This is a genomic window from Streptococcus cristatus (assembly GCF_963529205.1).
Lineage (GTDB): Bacteria > Bacillota > Bacilli > Lactobacillales > Streptococcaceae > Streptococcus > Streptococcus cristatus_O.
Window position 1 is genome coordinate 75,022 of the sequence record NZ_CAURYF010000002.1, and the last position, 12,673, is coordinate 87,694.

29 protein-coding genes are annotated in these 12,673 nt (G+C 39.5%); 5 read left to right on the forward strand and 24 right to left on the reverse strand.

The features are described 5' to 3' along the window. Nucleotide 1: 1 nt before the first annotated feature. The 22 genes from RWS39_RS01010 to RWS39_RS01115 form a co-directional block, all read right to left on the reverse strand. Entirely contained in the window at nucleotides 2-463 is a 462-nt protein-coding gene (locus tag RWS39_RS01010; protein WP_314479488.1) for a DUF1492 domain-containing protein, read from the reverse strand. A gap of 76 nt (nucleotides 464-539) precedes the next feature. Further along, entirely contained in the window at nucleotides 540-854 is a 315-nt protein-coding gene (locus RWS39_RS01015; RefSeq protein ID WP_314479490.1) for a hypothetical protein, read from the reverse strand. Next, a complete protein-coding gene (locus RWS39_RS01020; RefSeq protein ID WP_314479493.1) occupies nucleotides 841-1,242 on the reverse strand; it encodes a YopX family protein in 402 nt (133 codons plus the stop codon). Before RWS39_RS01020 ends, RWS39_RS01015 begins: the two co-directional genes overlap by 14 nt. Further along, nucleotides 1,239-1,466 carry a hypothetical protein gene (locus RWS39_RS01025; protein ID WP_314479496.1) on the reverse strand — a complete coding sequence of 76 codons (228 nt, stop codon included), beginning with the start codon at nucleotides 1,464-1,466 and terminating at the stop codon, nucleotides 1,239-1,241. Before RWS39_RS01025 ends, RWS39_RS01020 begins: the two co-directional genes overlap by 4 nt. Beyond that, entirely contained in the window at nucleotides 1,466-2,011 is a 546-nt protein-coding gene (locus RWS39_RS01030; protein WP_314479498.1) for a DUF1642 domain-containing protein, read from the reverse strand. The genes RWS39_RS01025 and RWS39_RS01030 overlap by 1 nt, the downstream gene beginning before the upstream one ends. Then, complete coding sequence (locus tag RWS39_RS01035) at nucleotides 2,008-2,316, reverse strand: DUF1372 family protein (RefSeq protein WP_314479501.1); 309 nt, start codon at nucleotides 2,314-2,316, stop codon at nucleotides 2,008-2,010. Before RWS39_RS01035 ends, RWS39_RS01030 begins: the two co-directional genes overlap by 4 nt. A gap of 12 nt (nucleotides 2,317-2,328) precedes the next feature. Beyond that, the gene (locus RWS39_RS01040; protein ID WP_314479504.1) at nucleotides 2,329-2,844 is read right to left on the reverse strand and encodes a hypothetical protein; all 516 of its coding nucleotides are present in this window, start codon (nucleotides 2,842-2,844) and stop codon (nucleotides 2,329-2,331) included. Continuing rightward, nucleotides 2,841-3,173 carry a hypothetical protein gene (locus RWS39_RS01045; RefSeq protein ID WP_314479507.1) on the reverse strand — a complete coding sequence of 111 codons (333 nt, stop codon included), beginning with the start codon at nucleotides 3,171-3,173 and terminating at the stop codon, nucleotides 2,841-2,843. The genes RWS39_RS01040 and RWS39_RS01045 overlap by 4 nt, the downstream gene beginning before the upstream one ends. Nucleotides 3,174-3,404: 231 nt before the next feature. Continuing rightward, the gene (locus tag RWS39_RS01050) at nucleotides 3,405-3,725 is read right to left on the reverse strand and encodes a hypothetical protein (RefSeq protein WP_314479510.1); all 321 of its coding nucleotides are present in this window, start codon (nucleotides 3,723-3,725) and stop codon (nucleotides 3,405-3,407) included. Nucleotides 3,726-3,734: 9 nt separating this feature from the next. Continuing rightward, nucleotides 3,735-4,004 (reverse strand): hypothetical protein, encoded by a 270-nt coding sequence (locus RWS39_RS01055; protein WP_314479517.1) that lies wholly within the window; start codon nucleotides 4,002-4,004, stop codon nucleotides 3,735-3,737. A gap of 16 nt (nucleotides 4,005-4,020) precedes the next feature. Next, nucleotides 4,021-4,851, reverse strand: coding sequence for a PD-(D/E)XK nuclease-like domain-containing protein (locus RWS39_RS01060; RefSeq protein ID WP_314479521.1), 831 nt, complete (start codon nucleotides 4,849-4,851; stop codon nucleotides 4,021-4,023). Between the two features lie 122 nt (nucleotides 4,852-4,973). Beyond that, nucleotides 4,974-5,858 (reverse strand): recombinase RecT, encoded by an 885-nt coding sequence (locus RWS39_RS01065; protein ID WP_314479524.1) that lies wholly within the window; start codon nucleotides 5,856-5,858, stop codon nucleotides 4,974-4,976. Then, the gene (locus RWS39_RS01070) at nucleotides 5,855-6,034 is read right to left on the reverse strand and encodes a hypothetical protein (protein ID WP_314479527.1); all 180 of its coding nucleotides are present in this window, start codon (nucleotides 6,032-6,034) and stop codon (nucleotides 5,855-5,857) included. Before RWS39_RS01070 ends, RWS39_RS01065 begins: the two co-directional genes overlap by 4 nt. A gap of 108 nt (nucleotides 6,035-6,142) precedes the next feature. Beyond that, nucleotides 6,143-6,295, reverse strand: a complete 153-nt coding sequence (locus tag RWS39_RS01075) for a hypothetical protein (RefSeq protein ID WP_314479529.1) — start codon at nucleotides 6,293-6,295, stop codon at nucleotides 6,143-6,145. Then, entirely contained in the window at nucleotides 6,276-6,530 is a 255-nt protein-coding gene (locus RWS39_RS01080; RefSeq protein WP_314479531.1) for a hypothetical protein, read from the reverse strand. The genes RWS39_RS01075 and RWS39_RS01080 overlap by 20 nt, the downstream gene beginning before the upstream one ends. Next, nucleotides 6,517-6,906, reverse strand: a complete 390-nt coding sequence (locus RWS39_RS01085; protein WP_314479534.1) for a DnaD domain-containing protein — start codon at nucleotides 6,904-6,906, stop codon at nucleotides 6,517-6,519. Before RWS39_RS01085 ends, RWS39_RS01080 begins: the two co-directional genes overlap by 14 nt. A gap of 183 nt (nucleotides 6,907-7,089) precedes the next feature. Further along, nucleotides 7,090-7,359, reverse strand: a complete 270-nt coding sequence (locus RWS39_RS01090; protein ID WP_314479537.1) for a transcriptional regulator — start codon at nucleotides 7,357-7,359, stop codon at nucleotides 7,090-7,092. A gap of 93 nt (nucleotides 7,360-7,452) precedes the next feature. Beyond that, a complete protein-coding gene (locus tag RWS39_RS01095; RefSeq protein WP_314479539.1) occupies nucleotides 7,453-7,689 on the reverse strand; it encodes a hypothetical protein in 237 nt (78 codons plus the stop codon). Nucleotides 7,690-7,693: 4 nt separating this feature from the next. Next, nucleotides 7,694-7,957 (reverse strand): hypothetical protein, encoded by a 264-nt coding sequence (locus tag RWS39_RS01100; protein WP_314479542.1) that lies wholly within the window; start codon nucleotides 7,955-7,957, stop codon nucleotides 7,694-7,696. After that, entirely contained in the window at nucleotides 7,954-8,181 is a 228-nt protein-coding gene (locus tag RWS39_RS01105) for a hypothetical protein (protein ID WP_314479545.1), read from the reverse strand. Before RWS39_RS01105 ends, RWS39_RS01100 begins: the two co-directional genes overlap by 4 nt. Nucleotides 8,182-8,191: 10 nt before the next feature. Next, the gene (locus tag RWS39_RS01110) at nucleotides 8,192-8,506 is read right to left on the reverse strand and encodes an excisionase (protein ID WP_314479547.1); all 315 of its coding nucleotides are present in this window, start codon (nucleotides 8,504-8,506) and stop codon (nucleotides 8,192-8,194) included. Nucleotides 8,507-8,584: 78 nt separating this feature from the next. Next, complete coding sequence (locus tag RWS39_RS01115) at nucleotides 8,585-8,776, reverse strand: DNA-binding protein (protein WP_314479550.1); 192 nt, start codon at nucleotides 8,774-8,776, stop codon at nucleotides 8,585-8,587. 64 nt (nucleotides 8,777-8,840) lie between these two features. Between RWS39_RS01115 and RWS39_RS01120 the strand changes: the two genes are divergently transcribed. Further along, nucleotides 8,841-9,137, forward strand: a complete 297-nt coding sequence (locus RWS39_RS01120; protein ID WP_314479553.1) for a hypothetical protein — start codon at nucleotides 8,841-8,843, stop codon at nucleotides 9,135-9,137. A gap of 19 nt (nucleotides 9,138-9,156) precedes the next feature. Here the strand turns inward: RWS39_RS01120 and RWS39_RS01125 are convergent, their stop codons facing one another. Continuing rightward, the gene (locus RWS39_RS01125; RefSeq protein ID WP_260469919.1) at nucleotides 9,157-9,279 is read right to left on the reverse strand and encodes a hypothetical protein; all 123 of its coding nucleotides are present in this window, start codon (nucleotides 9,277-9,279) and stop codon (nucleotides 9,157-9,159) included. A gap of 298 nt (nucleotides 9,280-9,577) precedes the next feature. Here RWS39_RS01125 and RWS39_RS01130 point away from each other — a divergent pair, with 298 nt between their 5' ends. From RWS39_RS01130 to RWS39_RS01145, 4 genes are all read left to right on the forward strand, one after another. Next, nucleotides 9,578-9,931, forward strand: a complete 354-nt coding sequence (locus RWS39_RS01130; protein WP_314479556.1) for a helix-turn-helix domain-containing protein — start codon at nucleotides 9,578-9,580, stop codon at nucleotides 9,929-9,931. 3 nt (nucleotides 9,932-9,934) lie between these two features. Next, on the forward strand, nucleotides 9,935-10,315 hold the full coding sequence (locus tag RWS39_RS01135) for an ImmA/IrrE family metallo-endopeptidase (RefSeq protein ID WP_223368041.1): 381 nt from the start codon (nucleotides 9,935-9,937) through the stop codon (nucleotides 10,313-10,315). Nucleotides 10,316-10,328: 13 nt separating this feature from the next. Beyond that, the gene (locus RWS39_RS01140; protein WP_314479561.1) at nucleotides 10,329-11,210 is read left to right on the forward strand and encodes a TM2 domain-containing protein; all 882 of its coding nucleotides are present in this window, start codon (nucleotides 10,329-10,331) and stop codon (nucleotides 11,208-11,210) included. 122 nt (nucleotides 11,211-11,332) lie between these two features. Next, complete coding sequence (locus RWS39_RS01145; RefSeq protein ID WP_314479564.1) at nucleotides 11,333-12,484, forward strand: tyrosine-type recombinase/integrase; 1,152 nt, start codon at nucleotides 11,333-11,335, stop codon at nucleotides 12,482-12,484. Nucleotides 12,485-12,572: 88 nt separating this feature from the next. Here RWS39_RS01145 and RWS39_RS09530 read toward each other — a convergent pair. Further along, nucleotides 12,573-12,673, reverse strand: a 101-nt coding sequence (locus RWS39_RS09530; RefSeq protein ID WP_390896024.1) for a pyruvate kinase alpha/beta domain-containing protein, incomplete at its 5' end; no start/stop codon positions are given.

A 12,673-nucleotide genomic window follows, 5' to 3' on the forward strand; every position in this document is an offset into this window, starting at 1 on the left:
TCTAGCAGATTTTAGACTTCATGCCTGTACCGTTACTATCAATTACTATCAATTCAGAAAGGATGACATCAAGCTCATTTACCGCTTGTTTCTTCAAGCGGTAGAAAGTAGGCGAACTTATGCCACCCATGCTGTCACAAATGTCGTCAACGTACATTTTATTGATGTAAGTCATCCTTAAGATGGTTCTATGTTTCGGATTTTTCAGCTGATTGATCAGTCGACCAAGTTCAAGTTTCCTGTTGATAACCTCTTTAGTATCCTGCTCAATTGCCTCTTTCATTACAATAAGCTGAGCATACACATCATCAACCTTTTTAGCCTGGCCGCCTTGAACTTTAACATCTGACCACTTGGGGCTTGAGAGCAAGCCTGCCTCAAGCTCGTTGATTTCGTCAATCCTGCTCTGAATATCCATATCAAGATTTTGCAATTCGTTTAAAAGCTCTCTAGCCTTGTTCACTCTCTGTCTCCTTTTTATGATATAATAATCTTATTGTGATTTTAGCTGAGGCAGAGAGTGCCTTGGCTTTTTTGTTTTACCAAGTAATGTGCATCTTCTTATCAGAGACATATTCCTGCCCTGTGAATAGGTTTTTAGAATAAGTTAATTGATACCCGACTGAAAAACCCTTTCCAAGCCGTTCTCTTAATGCTTCCAATGTTCTTTCGTCTTCTAATCGATTCCTGAGATATTCGTCTCTAACTGACCAAACATTGATTAAATAGCCTGTATAACCTTTTTGAGCAGAAGTTTTTAATTTTTCTTCTAGGTTATATTTCTTAAAATAACGCTCGAACCATTTTGCATGACTTTCTGAGCTAAGTTGCTGTACTTCGTCAAATAGTGTCATGATTAACCTCCAATAATGCCTCGTTTTCATAGATGTTGCCGATAATTGTTACATCTAATATCTCTCCATCAAGCAAATCTTCCATTTCTACAGAATCCCTATTGGTAACAGTAAAACTTCCTTGACTCCACTCGACAATACCCTTGTTGATATACAAAAAATCTGATTCGGTATAACAATCTTCAAATTGTACAATATCCCCCTCAAAAATCTCCCGGCCGTTTTTGTCAAACAATCCTGTTGATTGCATGAGTTTGACATCATCAAATTTAAACCAGTAATAATTTAATTCGTAGAACACACGAATCCAGTTTGTACGAAATGCAATCTCATCAACATCAACCATTTCCTTGTCGCCCTTGAGCCACGCTCTAAATTTCGGAATCATCTTGCACCTCCTATGAAATTATTAACAATATTTTGCTGTTCAGTATCAATTAATTTTTGTCTGTAATTTAACAATGGATTCATGAGGTCATTTCTCACAGCAGGCTTCAAAATGATTTCATTTGTTCCCAAAAATCTTTTACCGTCGATTTTGATTTTGATGTCATAACCGTTAGCAATATATTCAAGGTCATCTTTAGACAGGGAGATTTCAAATCTACTCATCACTCTACCTCCTCAATTTCAATCCCTGGGCAATCAAACAACCAACCAAAACCAGCATCTTCAAGCTCTTTGTGGGTGTGAGTTCGCCCTTCAACGATGGTCCCGAGTGTATCAATCCAAATCCAGCTATCGTCATGTTTGATACGAGTCAAAACACCTCCGCTCGAAGAAACATTAGGCATTACAACCTTATACCGCTTCTCCTTCTCGACCTCGTAGCCAAATTGATGCATATTGACGAGGATTTGAAATGGTTTTGTGCTAGCATTTAGAAACCACTTTTCAAACTCATTAAGTTTAGCACCGTCAAAAATCGATGGAATATTATGAGCACATCGAAACAAATTCCCTTCAAAATCATCCTTATTCTCTTCATACCAATCCGCCACAAACTGCGGTATTTCGACCTTTTCTGGTTCGTCTAAACGCTTCAAATCGCTTATTATATCGTCTATTGCTACAACGTTAAAATTATAGCTGTTTTTAAGCAGCTCATATTTCGAAATTAATTCTTGTTTATTCGTTCTCAATTCCTGCTTATTCATCTTCCTGTTCCTCTCAAATAATCAGGGATTTCATCCCCTACATTTAAACTGTCGTACTGCTCCTTGGTCACAAGAAATTTACCGTAAGGTCCAGCTGTGACCGTGTAGCGACCGTCTATGACTTCTTTTCCTGTGATTCTGCCGGGCATCTCTGCACCAGCGTTATCAGCCCTATGAATAGTAATCAATTTTCTTGCTTCAAGCTGCTCCACTCGCTCGTTGAGCCTGTTAATCTTGATGATTGCTGCCATCAAGATTGCTAGCAAAATAACAATGCTGAAAATGTAAATACTGTGCTCTCTCATTTCAAATCCTCCTCAACTTATCTTATGACTTTCCAGATCCCCGAAATCCTGACCATAATTGACAAAATAAGAACCGATCAGGATTGCGTCAGCTTCATCGTCTTTGACGTGCATGTCGAATTCATCAGAAACCTTAGCTACTGCCTGCAGCTTCATTGATTTCTTGCTGCGGTCTTTGTAGCTGAATTGCCAGTATTTGCGCCAGGTCGACACATTCACAAAATACACGTTGTCAGCAATCAGCCGCCCAAGGATAATTCCAGTCACAATTCCGATACTGATCATAGACTGCTGATTTGGACCCATGACCGAATTTTTTTCGACCACGATTGCCTCAAAAGGGTAATCGTATTTTTGTAAGGCTCGTGATTGGACCGCTCGCAGTTCGCTGGCCATGAAACGGCCACGCTCGAAGAATGACTTGCTTTTGTGCTTTAAGACACCGCTCTGGACAAGGTCAGAGCCGTGAAACACGGCCCATCCTGTCGCAGAAGTTGAAATATCTAGTGATAATGTCAGATTGCTCATTCAAGTTCTCCTCTAAACCCGCATAAGTCAAAGAGATTTTGCTTGTTGTTTTCAATAAATTCGAAGAACTTCTGTAGTTCGGTCAAGTTTCGTTTTTCAGCTTTGACGCCTAAACTTGAATGGTATTCTGTTGGCTCTTTTGGCACAGCTTTTACATCCAGCCAATAGAGCGGCTCAAAGATGTCCCCGCTCTCATCGAGGGATGGTTCAGCATCTTGATTCTTGAATTGCATCTGGATATCATACTTAATCTTATTTGTTACTGTAATAATCTTGTCTACAATTTCAAGGCTGATGGTTGTGCCTGGTATGTCGATTTTGTTTTGCATTTGTTGCTCCTTTTTTCAAAAAAACGCGACTGCCTTTGTGTGAGTTTAGCTAAATACGGGCAGTCGCTCGTCCAAGGTCACATGACCTTTACTGACGTTTTCTAGTTCGCTTTTATCGTGGTTCACGGCACGTTGGTTTTTGGTTATTTTTTATCTTTTCTGGCGTTGCTTTCTCCGATAAAATAGCCCAGCAAGAGCCAAACCAGCGCCATGCCAGCGTCTTTAATAAAATCAATCATTTTGTTCTCCTTTGCATTCATAGCAGACGTTTTCTTTTGCGTCTTTTGTCTCAATTGTTTTTAATTCACCGCATTTGTCACACTTAATCAAGACCCCCATCCTATTTGCATTAGTTTCCTTCCGTTTTTCTACCTTGGTCACTTCTACCAAAATAATATTCTGAGGAACAATCATTATTGTTTTATTATTTTCTACGATTGCTAACGGCACGTTGTTATCCAAACTGTTCCTAATTTTATTTTCTTCTGCCTCGTCTGTACTAGTATAGTCAAGTGACGATCCATTATTAAATCTAATCTTAATCTTGAACATTTCTCCCTCCTAGAACGGCAATAATTCAATGACGATAAAGTCTTCCGATACTTTTTTCACCTTATCAACATAAGCGTCCCGTAAATCTTCCTCAGTTTTGTACATTGTTTGATTTTCCACGCTTTCATTCCAAGAAATAAATTGAGGTTTTAGGCCTGGCCATCCAGACCTGCCAAATAAAGCTATACATTCTTCTCTGTTTTGATGTATAGCGAATGTAATACCGTGCGGGCAACCTGTATCATGGGTTGCCAGTATGTCCTTTACTTGCTTACTCATCAAATCACCTCTTTATTTACATTTCAATCAGGTCGTTCAGGGTAACGACTGCATCTAATTTTTTCAAGCTTCTGCAATAGTCACAATGCCCGCACTTCTTAGGCTTCCGCTTGCCTTGGATCACGTTCCAAACTTCGACAATTTCAGACTTGATTCTTTCTAGTCCTTCTTCAAGCCATTCTTCATCAATTTTCAGGATTTCCTTGTCAGGAACCGCTTCTTTGCTGACTGCGACAATTAAAGGTCTAAAATCCTTATCTAACATCTGCTTCAGCAACTCGCGATAAAGAGCTAACTGTCCGTGATAGCCAAAATTTAAAATGTTATTGACAGCTGCCGGGACTCGCATCTTAAGCTCTGAGTTCCATTCTTCAGCGTAAATAGATTTCATGGTTTTCAAATCCACGAAATACCCACGGCTAAGATTGATGCTATCGACCTTACCTTTCACCGGCACGCCTTCGACAAAACCAGTCACGATCATTTCCTTTCGCACGTCGTCGTCAGGAAACCCATCATAAAGCCGCTTAAAGCCTTCATCGCTATCCAAAACATTGATAACCTCTTCTGCTAACTCAAAGTCTTTTAGCAGACCATAAGGCTTTCTGCTAGAAAATAAAGCTGACTTATTTTCCTCTTTAAATTTTTCGTGTGCTTCAAGGCTTTCAAAGCGACTATGCACATAATTCCCGAAAATCAGAGGCTTTTTGTCTCGTTTATCTTCCCAGCGACCTTCATCTATCGCTAACGCTCTAGCTTCGCAGGCTAAATACTGCTTCATGCGAGAGTTCGATAGCCAAGTTCTATCTTCGTAATAATTTTCTTCAGTTAATTTCACAAGTTCCATCTACTTATCCTTTCTGAAATCAATTCTAGCCCCTCTGATTTCGTCTCTGCGCTATTTTATTGATTAGCTCGATAAAATATATACCGAATTTTCAAAATGGCGCAAAGAGCGTTTTAGAGGTGTTAAGAAAGGTCTTCTAAATTATCAAATAGATTTTCTTCGCTTGCTTTGATTTCTCCTGTTTCTGGATCGACGAAATCCGGAACGTTATCTGCAGCTGAATTTTGAGCATCATCTTCAAGAGGTGTAACATCTTTAGCTTGTTCTTCCTTTGGAGCGCTCATTAAATCAGAAAGGTTTTCCGGTTCTTGAGGTGTGATGTCCTTTGTTTCCTTGACCTCGCTGATCTTCGAGTCTTCGTTATCTGCCACAATAGCTTCTTGCAATTCTGTTGAGAGTGGTGCATAGGTTGAAAGCATGTGTTTTAAGACTGTTTTTCTGGCCATTGCGTCAAAATCTGATTGCCATGGGCTGTACTTGCTAGAAAACGATTGACTGTACTTCTTACCATGAGCCTGTACTCGCTCCTTTGTCCAGAAGACTGTCTTTTCAAACCCATTTGCCAATCGCATGAATGCAAAGTATCCTACTACTTTTTCGTTTTCTTTTGGAATAGCAGCCATGTCCACTTCAAGATCTTCAGTCAGAGGATTAAACCCTTTATACTGACTTTCATAGACCTCTCCAGCGTTTAAGCGTGTTACTTGCCCGCTTCGTTGTGCTAGCTGAATTAAACCTTTATACCCTATCTGGAACTGCGCCTGGCTCTTGTAAGGCACGATGTACGCATAGCCAAGGCTTGGCTCGATTGGTAGATTGAGAACTGCCGCTTTCATAGCTGCTGTCATGATGCTTTCATTTGTAGCCTTAGCAAGTAGGTTATTGTTCGTAACAATACTAAGTAAGCTGGCCACGAATTGCTGACCATTGCCGTTTACCACCTCAGAAAATTTCTGTTTTACTGCTGGTGAATTAAAAAATTGTTTGTGTGTTAGTTCATTCGTCATCTTCTTCTCCTTTTTGTCTGTTTCAAGTTCCAATTTTCACGCTTTAAGCGTTTGTTTTCGGCGGTTAGTGAGATAATCTTGTCCTGCTGCTTGTTGATAATCTGACCGAGCTCCTCGCCTAAATGAGCGTAAGCTCTGCGCCATTCGGCGATTTCTGCTTGTAATTCCTCGTTCATACATCATCACCTACATAGACCTCTTCGCTCCCGTTCCAGACCCAATTATCAGGATCAGGGCGCTCAGGTTTTTCAATCGGTGGCTGCAGCGCGTCTATCCTGTCATAATTAAACATTCACTATCTCCTCGTACTTCTCCCAGAGCTTTTTCAGCTCTTTTACAAATTTCACGGCATCATGCTCTTTGTACCACCTCAGCCGATTTCGCTCATTGACTGACACATGATAGAGCAGAGCAATTTCAAGTTCTGGTATGGTCATTTTTCACCCTTTTTTCAAAAAATCTATCTACGATAGTTTCTATTGGTTTTTTTAGCAAATAAGCGCACATGCTAAAAGGATTAAGATGCGATGTTCCGCTGCTTCGGCACTCGTCCACAAACCCAATGTATTGACTGCGCGTCAGCTGCATATTAAACCAATTTTGAAACGTAGCGCGGTACTGCTCATACAATCCTTCGTCAGTAGCGACTTTTTCAAAGTCAATCTTTGCCATCTAAAGCCAAAAACTCCTCTCTTGTTAGTGACGGGCGCTCGGCTCGCTTGTAATCTGGATGCTCTTTTGACCAAGACGGAACATTGCTTTCAGGTTGTCCTGTTGTCTTGCCAACCTTTCGACTTTCAAATCGTTCTCTGTCTTGCTCGACGACCTCTAGCGTTCTGATGTTGTCTCGCTCATATCTAGATAAAACCTGATTGAGATAACGAATATTGCAAGCGTTACTTTCTACCGTTTGTCTCAAAGCTTCGTTTACGACTTCAGGAGTAAATCCATCCTCGTCTACCCACTTTGAAATATTTTCGATTTCAAACGGGCTCAGCAAACGACCCCAGTTTTTTTCAAAGTTTTCAAAAAGTTCTTTTTTTGTCATTTTCTCCCTCGTTAGTAGTAGTAGTTTTGTTTTTTCAGTATTTTTTCTATCCGTATTTTGTCCGTCCGTGCTTTGTTATTCTTTACTTTGTATATCGGTAGGTTTTCATGGGTATGAAATTCATGGGTATGAAATTCATGGGTATGAAATTCATGGGTATGAAATTCATGGGTATGAAATTCGCTAGATGATTTTTTCCAAAGAAGCCATTTCTTCATCTGTTCTTTTTTCGAAAGCATCTTTAATCTGCGGGTTCATCTTCTTGTCGCTCGCAAATTTAAACCATTTGAATTTCTTATAGCCTAGCGACCTACGAGTCTGATAGATGTGGCCAGCTTTAACAAGCTCTTTAAACGCCCTCTCTGTCGCTGCTTTTGTATTAGGCGAACTCGCTATCAACTCATCCAAATAAATTTCCCAGTCATCCGGCTTGCTCAGGATATAAAGGAGCAAACCCCGCGCCTCCCAAGACAAGGTTTTATCTTGGATAAAATCATTGTTGACTGCGGTGTACTTGTCATAGGGATTTCTGAAATATCTTCTGCATCAGCCCACCCCCTTCACAGTGAAAGATTGAGTATCGTGCTTACGAACTTCAGCCATTCTCTGGTTCTGCTCAATCATGTATTCATTCTGTGCCCAAAGCACATATCTAGCGTACAAATCTATCTCTGCTTCTTTTTCAGCTTCTAGGCGCTTTTTTTTCAAGTCGACGTGGCTTGCCCATAAGGCACTTAGTAGCAAACTGGAAACAAAGCAAACCGCTCCTATAACTTCACCCATTTTTTCACCCTCCCGGAAAGTTTAAATCACCTGTCATCTTATAGTGCTGATACTCATAGTACATGTTGTTAAACTTATTGATCATCACATCCTGCCGCTGATTCGTGTCGGCCTGCACTCGGATACTGTCACGATTGTCCTTAATCTGTTCCTGCAGCTCGTGGATTTGCTGATTCTGCTTGTCGATCGTCTGTACGCCAGCGATGACCAGTAGTACGATTGCGACTACTTGCAACAAGACTAATCTTTTAAGGTCTTTCAAGCTCATCTGCTACCTCCTTTAAAAGTCACAATCCTGTCTCCGCCAATCAACTTCCCGCCTTTCGGAACAACCGAGAAAGACACATCCTCTGCTGACTTCCTGAGGTTTTCCAACTCGTTTCTGACGACTTCGATTGGCTTTTTAGCCAGTTTGTTTTTGTAGACATTACCGAGGCGCCAATTATCGCGCTCCCAATTTGAGATTATGCGCATTTGTTCAAAATTTTCCATCTGTTCCTCCTTATCCAACTAACGCCCGTTCTTCAAATTTGATGTTTTTCAACATCTCGTCGAGCGTCTCTTTCTTACTTCTGTACCTATTACGGGATTTCCATTTCACGAAAAGGCGAAATCCTTCATAATTGATAAAGACGATTTTGTGTGTCGGATTATCTATGTACCTGCTAAAGTCTGGGTGTTCTCTCATTTCTTTCGCCCAGACTTTTGCTGTGCTAGGTTTTAAACCCTCCCAAATTTGGCAAAGATGCTCATAGTCACCAGCTTCCGCTTTTTCGGATTGATTAGCAGGCCTGTAAACCAATTCAGCTTTAGGCATAGCTTTTCCTCTCTTTCTGTGCTATAATTTGATTAGTATTTTTGATTAGCGCCTGACTTTGTTAGGTGCTTTTTTATTTCATTCAATCCCATAATCTTCAATAACCTGAAGAATAAAGCTATTCGCTCGCGGCCCTTTTGTCGAACCGCTGAGAATATTTGTCACTTCCTGTCGCTTAAATCCGTAAGCGACAGCCAGCGTGGTCTTTTTGATACCTTTCTCTTTTAAGAAAGCATTAACCTTTTCACGACCGTTTGCGATATCTGGCATATATTTCTCCTTTCTATTTCTTCTCTCCTTTTTGCTATAATATAAGCAGAAAGGAGGTGAGTACATGGACACTAATCAAATTTTGATAACTTTTTTAACTTCATGCGTTCCTGCGTTTCTTGTTTATCTCGCAAATAAACATCAAACCGATTCTAAAATAAAAGAATTAAAGGCACAATCTGAAAGCGAATTACAGAGACTTGAAAAAGAGCATGAATTAAAACTGGATGCCTTAAAACAAAGCCAGCAAGTAGATATCACTTCAAAATTTTTCACAGGTGAACTTGATATCAATAAACTTACTCAAGCAGTTAACGGAATCGCAGAACTTCAAAAGGCTGTAGATAAGCTATCAAAATAATTTTATGAAAGCAGGGTGCTTACTCTGCTTTTTTTAAAATTTTCAAAATCATTGAAAGTCCACAGACTAATCCTTTCAGATACCCTCGCCCATAATCAGTAGTTAAGAATTTCAATAATTCGATTATTTCTTCTTCCTTCATTTCTTATCCTCCCTATTCACTAATTTGTAAATAAGAAACAACTAAAATTTCAACTATTTTTTACTTTTTTATTGACAAAATCTATAATAAAGTCTAAAATAAAAGCATAACAAAAAGCACTAATAAAACTATAAAAACCGTTCGCCAAAACATTTTTATGATTCGTTTGTTTAGTTGTTTTTTTAGTTGTTTATCACTTACAAAAACTATTCTATACTTTTTTCTAGATATAGTCAAGACTTTTCTCTAGTTTTTTTAGGATATTTTTTGTGATATACTCAGAAAGGTTGATAAATCAATGTTTTCAACACTAGAGAAAATTAAAGAATTAGCCAAAAAAAGAGGGATTTCTCTGGCGAAACTAGAAGAAAGTCTAGGATACAGCACAAATTACTTCTACACGCTGAAGACAAAAACTCCGAACTCCGAGCGACTACAAGAAATCGCTGATTACTTTCACGTTTCGACCGACTACTTGCTCGGTCGAACGGATAACCCAGCAATAGCAAGCGACAACACAATCGCAGGATACACGTCTGACGACTTGCGAAAGATGGCAGAGAATGCCAAGACATTCGATGGCAAACCACTCACAGAAGCGGACATCGACGCTATCCAAAATATCATTGAGATTTATTTGAGAGGTAGATAGCCTATGAATATTGAAGAGCTTGTAGATTCGCACGGCGTTACTCTCGCTTACTTTGATAATGAGCTATGGCATAGACCAGGTATCTATATCAAAGATATCAATATTATTTTTATAAATCGTGAGTTGTCTGAGAACGCCAAAAAACGCGTCATATACCACGAATTAGGCCATCTGGATCATTCTGCTGAACTTTATCAAAACAATCACACTAGATGCGAAAATGAAGCGAATAGGCACATGATCCATAAGTTGCTCGAAGAGGAGCTTGCGGCATCAGATGACCACAAGTCTTTTAATTACTTACACTTTATGCAAAAACACAAATTAAAGACAGTAACAGATGAATTGATGGTCATCGACGAATATTACGAATTGATAGGATGATCAAGGTGACAGAATGAAAATAGGTGTGAGAACTCCAAGCCTCAAAAAAAGCCTGAAAGCAAGAACAACAGGCCGACTCAAAAGGCAAATGAAAAAAGCCGTAAATCCTCTTTATGGCAAAAAAGGTATGGGGCTAATCAATAACCCTAAAAAAGCTGTATATAACAAAGTTTACAACAAAGTAACCATTGACCCACTAAAAGGAGCTAAGAAACAGTTAAAATCAAGTCCAAGCAAACTTGCTTATTCTGTGTCGAAACAAACAGTAGCTCCTGCTCCTCAAGCACGAATAGTAAAGACCGATACTTACAAATGTAACAAATGGATCTATATACTGCTAGCTGTCTTCCTTGGTTTCTTCGGAGCGCAATATTTCTACTCTGGCCAAAAAAGAAAAGGGGTGCTTGCCCTTCTACTCTGCTTGACGTTCATTCCTATTTTGATCGGATTCTATCAAGCAATCGTTGCTTTATTCAAGAAAACGGACGCGCAAGGAAATATCACTCTGAAGGTCAGAAAGCGAGCGAATAAATATCAATTTATCTCTGAAAGTAATCGAGTTCAAAAGCTACTTTCAGAGGTTGAGCAGCTTGAGCCTGTTTTAAAAAACACTCTTGAACCTAAAGAATATGTTGAAACAGTTGGGAAAATCGCTAGCAATCTGAACGAGGTTACAGATTTTTCAAAAACCTATGCAGACAATTCTGGATTCGACTCTCTATCAATGCTTAGAGGCTTGGAAAGAATGATTCAAGGGTTAGATGATGAAGAGAAAAAATTTATCAATCGTTACTATGATGTACATCCTGATCAAGCAGGCAAGGCTGAACTCATGAAATATCTTGATAGTTTTAGTTCAAACGCAAAAGATCTAGTCGAAAAACTTTATAAATAAAATAAAAAATCCCCACGCTCAAATTTTGGTCGAGGAGAGCGTAGGGAAATCATGTATAAGAAATAACCGTTCAAAAGGTCGTTTTCTTATACCCATTTTATCAAAAAGTGAGGTAAAAATCAATGTGGATGGAAGAACTTGCAAACGGAAAATATAAGTTTTTTGAACGCTATAAAGATCCCTACACTGAAAAGTGGAAAAGGGTATCTGTGACGCTCGACTCAGGATCGGCAAGAGCAAAAAAAGAAGCTCAGAAATTACTTGACGAGAAGATAGACAAGGTTATTCAAAAGCTTTCAACATCAGATAGATTGTTTGCGGATTTGTTGAAAGAATGGTGGACATTTTACCAAAAGAGCGTTAGGCGGTCTAGCGTCCGAGCTCGTAAACCGGCGTACAAAAGATTATTAAAAGACTTTGCCTCGAACGTTCCGATGCGCAATATTGATGTTGCTTATGTTAAAAAGTATATCGCAAATTCCGACTATACAGCTTCCCAACTAAATCATATCAAAGCTGTTTTAAACGGAGTTTTCGATTATGCCCAGGAACTAAAAATTATAAATGATAACTCGGCTCGAGCCACTACGCTCCCTAAGCGCGTTTTGACGTTAGATGACGTGCAGTCAATCAAAGAGAAATACTTAGAGCCCGAAGAACTCAACGCGCTTTTGAAAGAATTATACAGAACCCCTCGAACCTATAGAGCGGGCCTACTTGCTGAATTTATTTCCTTGAACGGCTGCCGCATCGGCGAAGCTGTAGCCATTGAAAAACACAATTTCCACCGAGAAAGCAGAGAATTGGATATACATGGTACATTAGATAGTATTGATAAAAACGCTAAGAAAGAACTGACGAAAACTCTATCAAGCTACCGCACGACTAATCTGACCAACCGAGAAATAGAGATTATAGATGAATTTATCAAGCTGAACGACCTGGCCAAAAACACAGATCCAAATTGGCCCGATACAGACTACATCTTCCTCAACAACCAAGGGAGGCCAATACAGCGAAACGCTTTTAATATAACGCTGCAAAAAGCAAACCAGAGGCTGGACAAACCCATCAATAAAGTCCTGAGCTCCCACATTTTTAGGCACACCTTAATCAGCATGCTTGCTGAAAGAAACATACCTGTAAAAGCCATTATGGCCAGAGTTGGACACAAAGACTCTAAAACCACCATGCAAATCTACACTCATGTCACAAAAAATATGAAAACGAATATAGAGAATATCTTAGACACAATTGCCAATGACAGAAAGTAAAAATTTGCCCCTTTTTTGCCCCCTACAACAAATAAAAACCTTGCCAACAACGCTAGAACGTTGATATAGCAAGGTTTTTTAATTATTATTAACGTACTGTACGGATACGCATTGTATTTGTACGAACAGCTTCGCCAAGTGGTACACCTGCAACGATAACGATATCGTCACCAGACTCAACAAGACCTG

Bases quoted from the DNA above. Each gene is read 5' to 3' on its own strand.
- RWS39_RS01015 (WP_314479490.1), bottom strand. From the start codon at position 854: ATGACACTATTTGACGAAGTACAGCAACTTAGCTCAGAAAGTCATGCA.
- RWS39_RS01020 (WP_314479493.1), bottom strand. From the start codon at position 1,242: ATGATTCCGAAATTTAGAGCGTGGCTCAAGGGCGACAAGGAAATGGTT.
- RWS39_RS01025 (WP_314479496.1), bottom strand. From the start codon at position 1,466: ATGAGTAGATTTGAAATCTCCCTGTCTAAAGATGACCTTGAATATATT.
- RWS39_RS01030 (WP_314479498.1), bottom strand. From the start codon at position 2,011: ATGAATAAGCAGGAATTGAGAACGAATAAACAAGAATTAATTTCGAAA.
- RWS39_RS01035 (WP_314479501.1), bottom strand. From the start codon at position 2,316: ATGAGAGAGCACAGTATTTACATTTTCAGCATTGTTATTTTGCTAGCA.
- RWS39_RS01040 (WP_314479504.1), bottom strand. From the start codon at position 2,844: ATGAGCAATCTGACATTATCACTAGATATTTCAACTTCTGCGACAGGA.
- RWS39_RS01045 (WP_314479507.1), bottom strand. From the start codon at position 3,173: ATGCAAAACAAAATCGACATACCAGGCACAACCATCAGCCTTGAAATT.
- RWS39_RS01050 (WP_314479510.1), bottom strand. From the start codon at position 3,725: ATGTTCAAGATTAAGATTAGATTTAATAATGGATCGTCACTTGACTAT.
- RWS39_RS01055 (WP_314479517.1), bottom strand. From the start codon at position 4,004: ATGAGTAAGCAAGTAAAGGACATACTGGCAACCCATGATACAGGTTGC.
- RWS39_RS01060 (WP_314479521.1), bottom strand. From the start codon at position 4,851: ATGGAACTTGTGAAATTAACTGAAGAAAATTATTACGAAGATAGAACT.
- RWS39_RS01065 (WP_314479524.1), bottom strand. From the start codon at position 5,858: ATGACGAATGAACTAACACACAAACAATTTTTTAATTCACCAGCAGTA.
- RWS39_RS01070 (WP_314479527.1), bottom strand. From the start codon at position 6,034: ATGAACGAGGAATTACAAGCAGAAATCGCCGAATGGCGCAGAGCTTAC.
- RWS39_RS01075 (WP_314479529.1), bottom strand. From the start codon at position 6,295: ATGACCATACCAGAACTTGAAATTGCTCTGCTCTATCATGTGTCAGTC.
- RWS39_RS01080 (WP_314479531.1), bottom strand. From the start codon at position 6,530: ATGGCAAAGATTGACTTTGAAAAAGTCGCTACTGACGAAGGATTGTAT.
- RWS39_RS01085 (WP_314479534.1), bottom strand. From the start codon at position 6,906: ATGACAAAAAAAGAACTTTTTGAAAACTTTGAAAAAAACTGGGGTCGT.
- RWS39_RS01095 (WP_314479539.1), bottom strand. From the start codon at position 7,689: ATGGGTGAAGTTATAGGAGCGGTTTGCTTTGTTTCCAGTTTGCTACTA.
- RWS39_RS01100 (WP_314479542.1), bottom strand. From the start codon at position 7,957: ATGAGCTTGAAAGACCTTAAAAGATTAGTCTTGTTGCAAGTAGTCGCA.
- RWS39_RS01105 (WP_314479545.1), bottom strand. From the start codon at position 8,181: ATGGAAAATTTTGAACAAATGCGCATAATCTCAAATTGGGAGCGCGAT.
- RWS39_RS01110 (WP_314479547.1), bottom strand. From the start codon at position 8,506: ATGCCTAAAGCTGAATTGGTTTACAGGCCTGCTAATCAATCCGAAAAA.
- RWS39_RS01115 (WP_314479550.1), bottom strand. From the start codon at position 8,776: ATGCCAGATATCGCAAACGGTCGTGAAAAGGTTAATGCTTTCTTAAAA.
- RWS39_RS01120 (WP_314479553.1), top strand. From the start codon at position 8,841: ATGGACACTAATCAAATTTTGATAACTTTTTTAACTTCATGCGTTCCT.
- RWS39_RS01125 (WP_260469919.1), bottom strand. From the start codon at position 9,279: ATGAAGGAAGAAGAAATAATCGAATTATTGAAATTCTTAACTACTGAT.
- RWS39_RS01130 (WP_314479556.1), top strand. From the start codon at position 9,578: ATGTTTTCAACACTAGAGAAAATTAAAGAATTAGCCAAAAAAAGAGGG.
- RWS39_RS01135 (WP_223368041.1), top strand. From the start codon at position 9,935: ATGAATATTGAAGAGCTTGTAGATTCGCACGGCGTTACTCTCGCTTAC.
- RWS39_RS01140 (WP_314479561.1), top strand. From the start codon at position 10,329: ATGAAAATAGGTGTGAGAACTCCAAGCCTCAAAAAAAGCCTGAAAGCA.
- RWS39_RS01145 (WP_314479564.1), top strand. From the start codon at position 11,333: ATGTGGATGGAAGAACTTGCAAACGGAAAATATAAGTTTTTTGAACGC.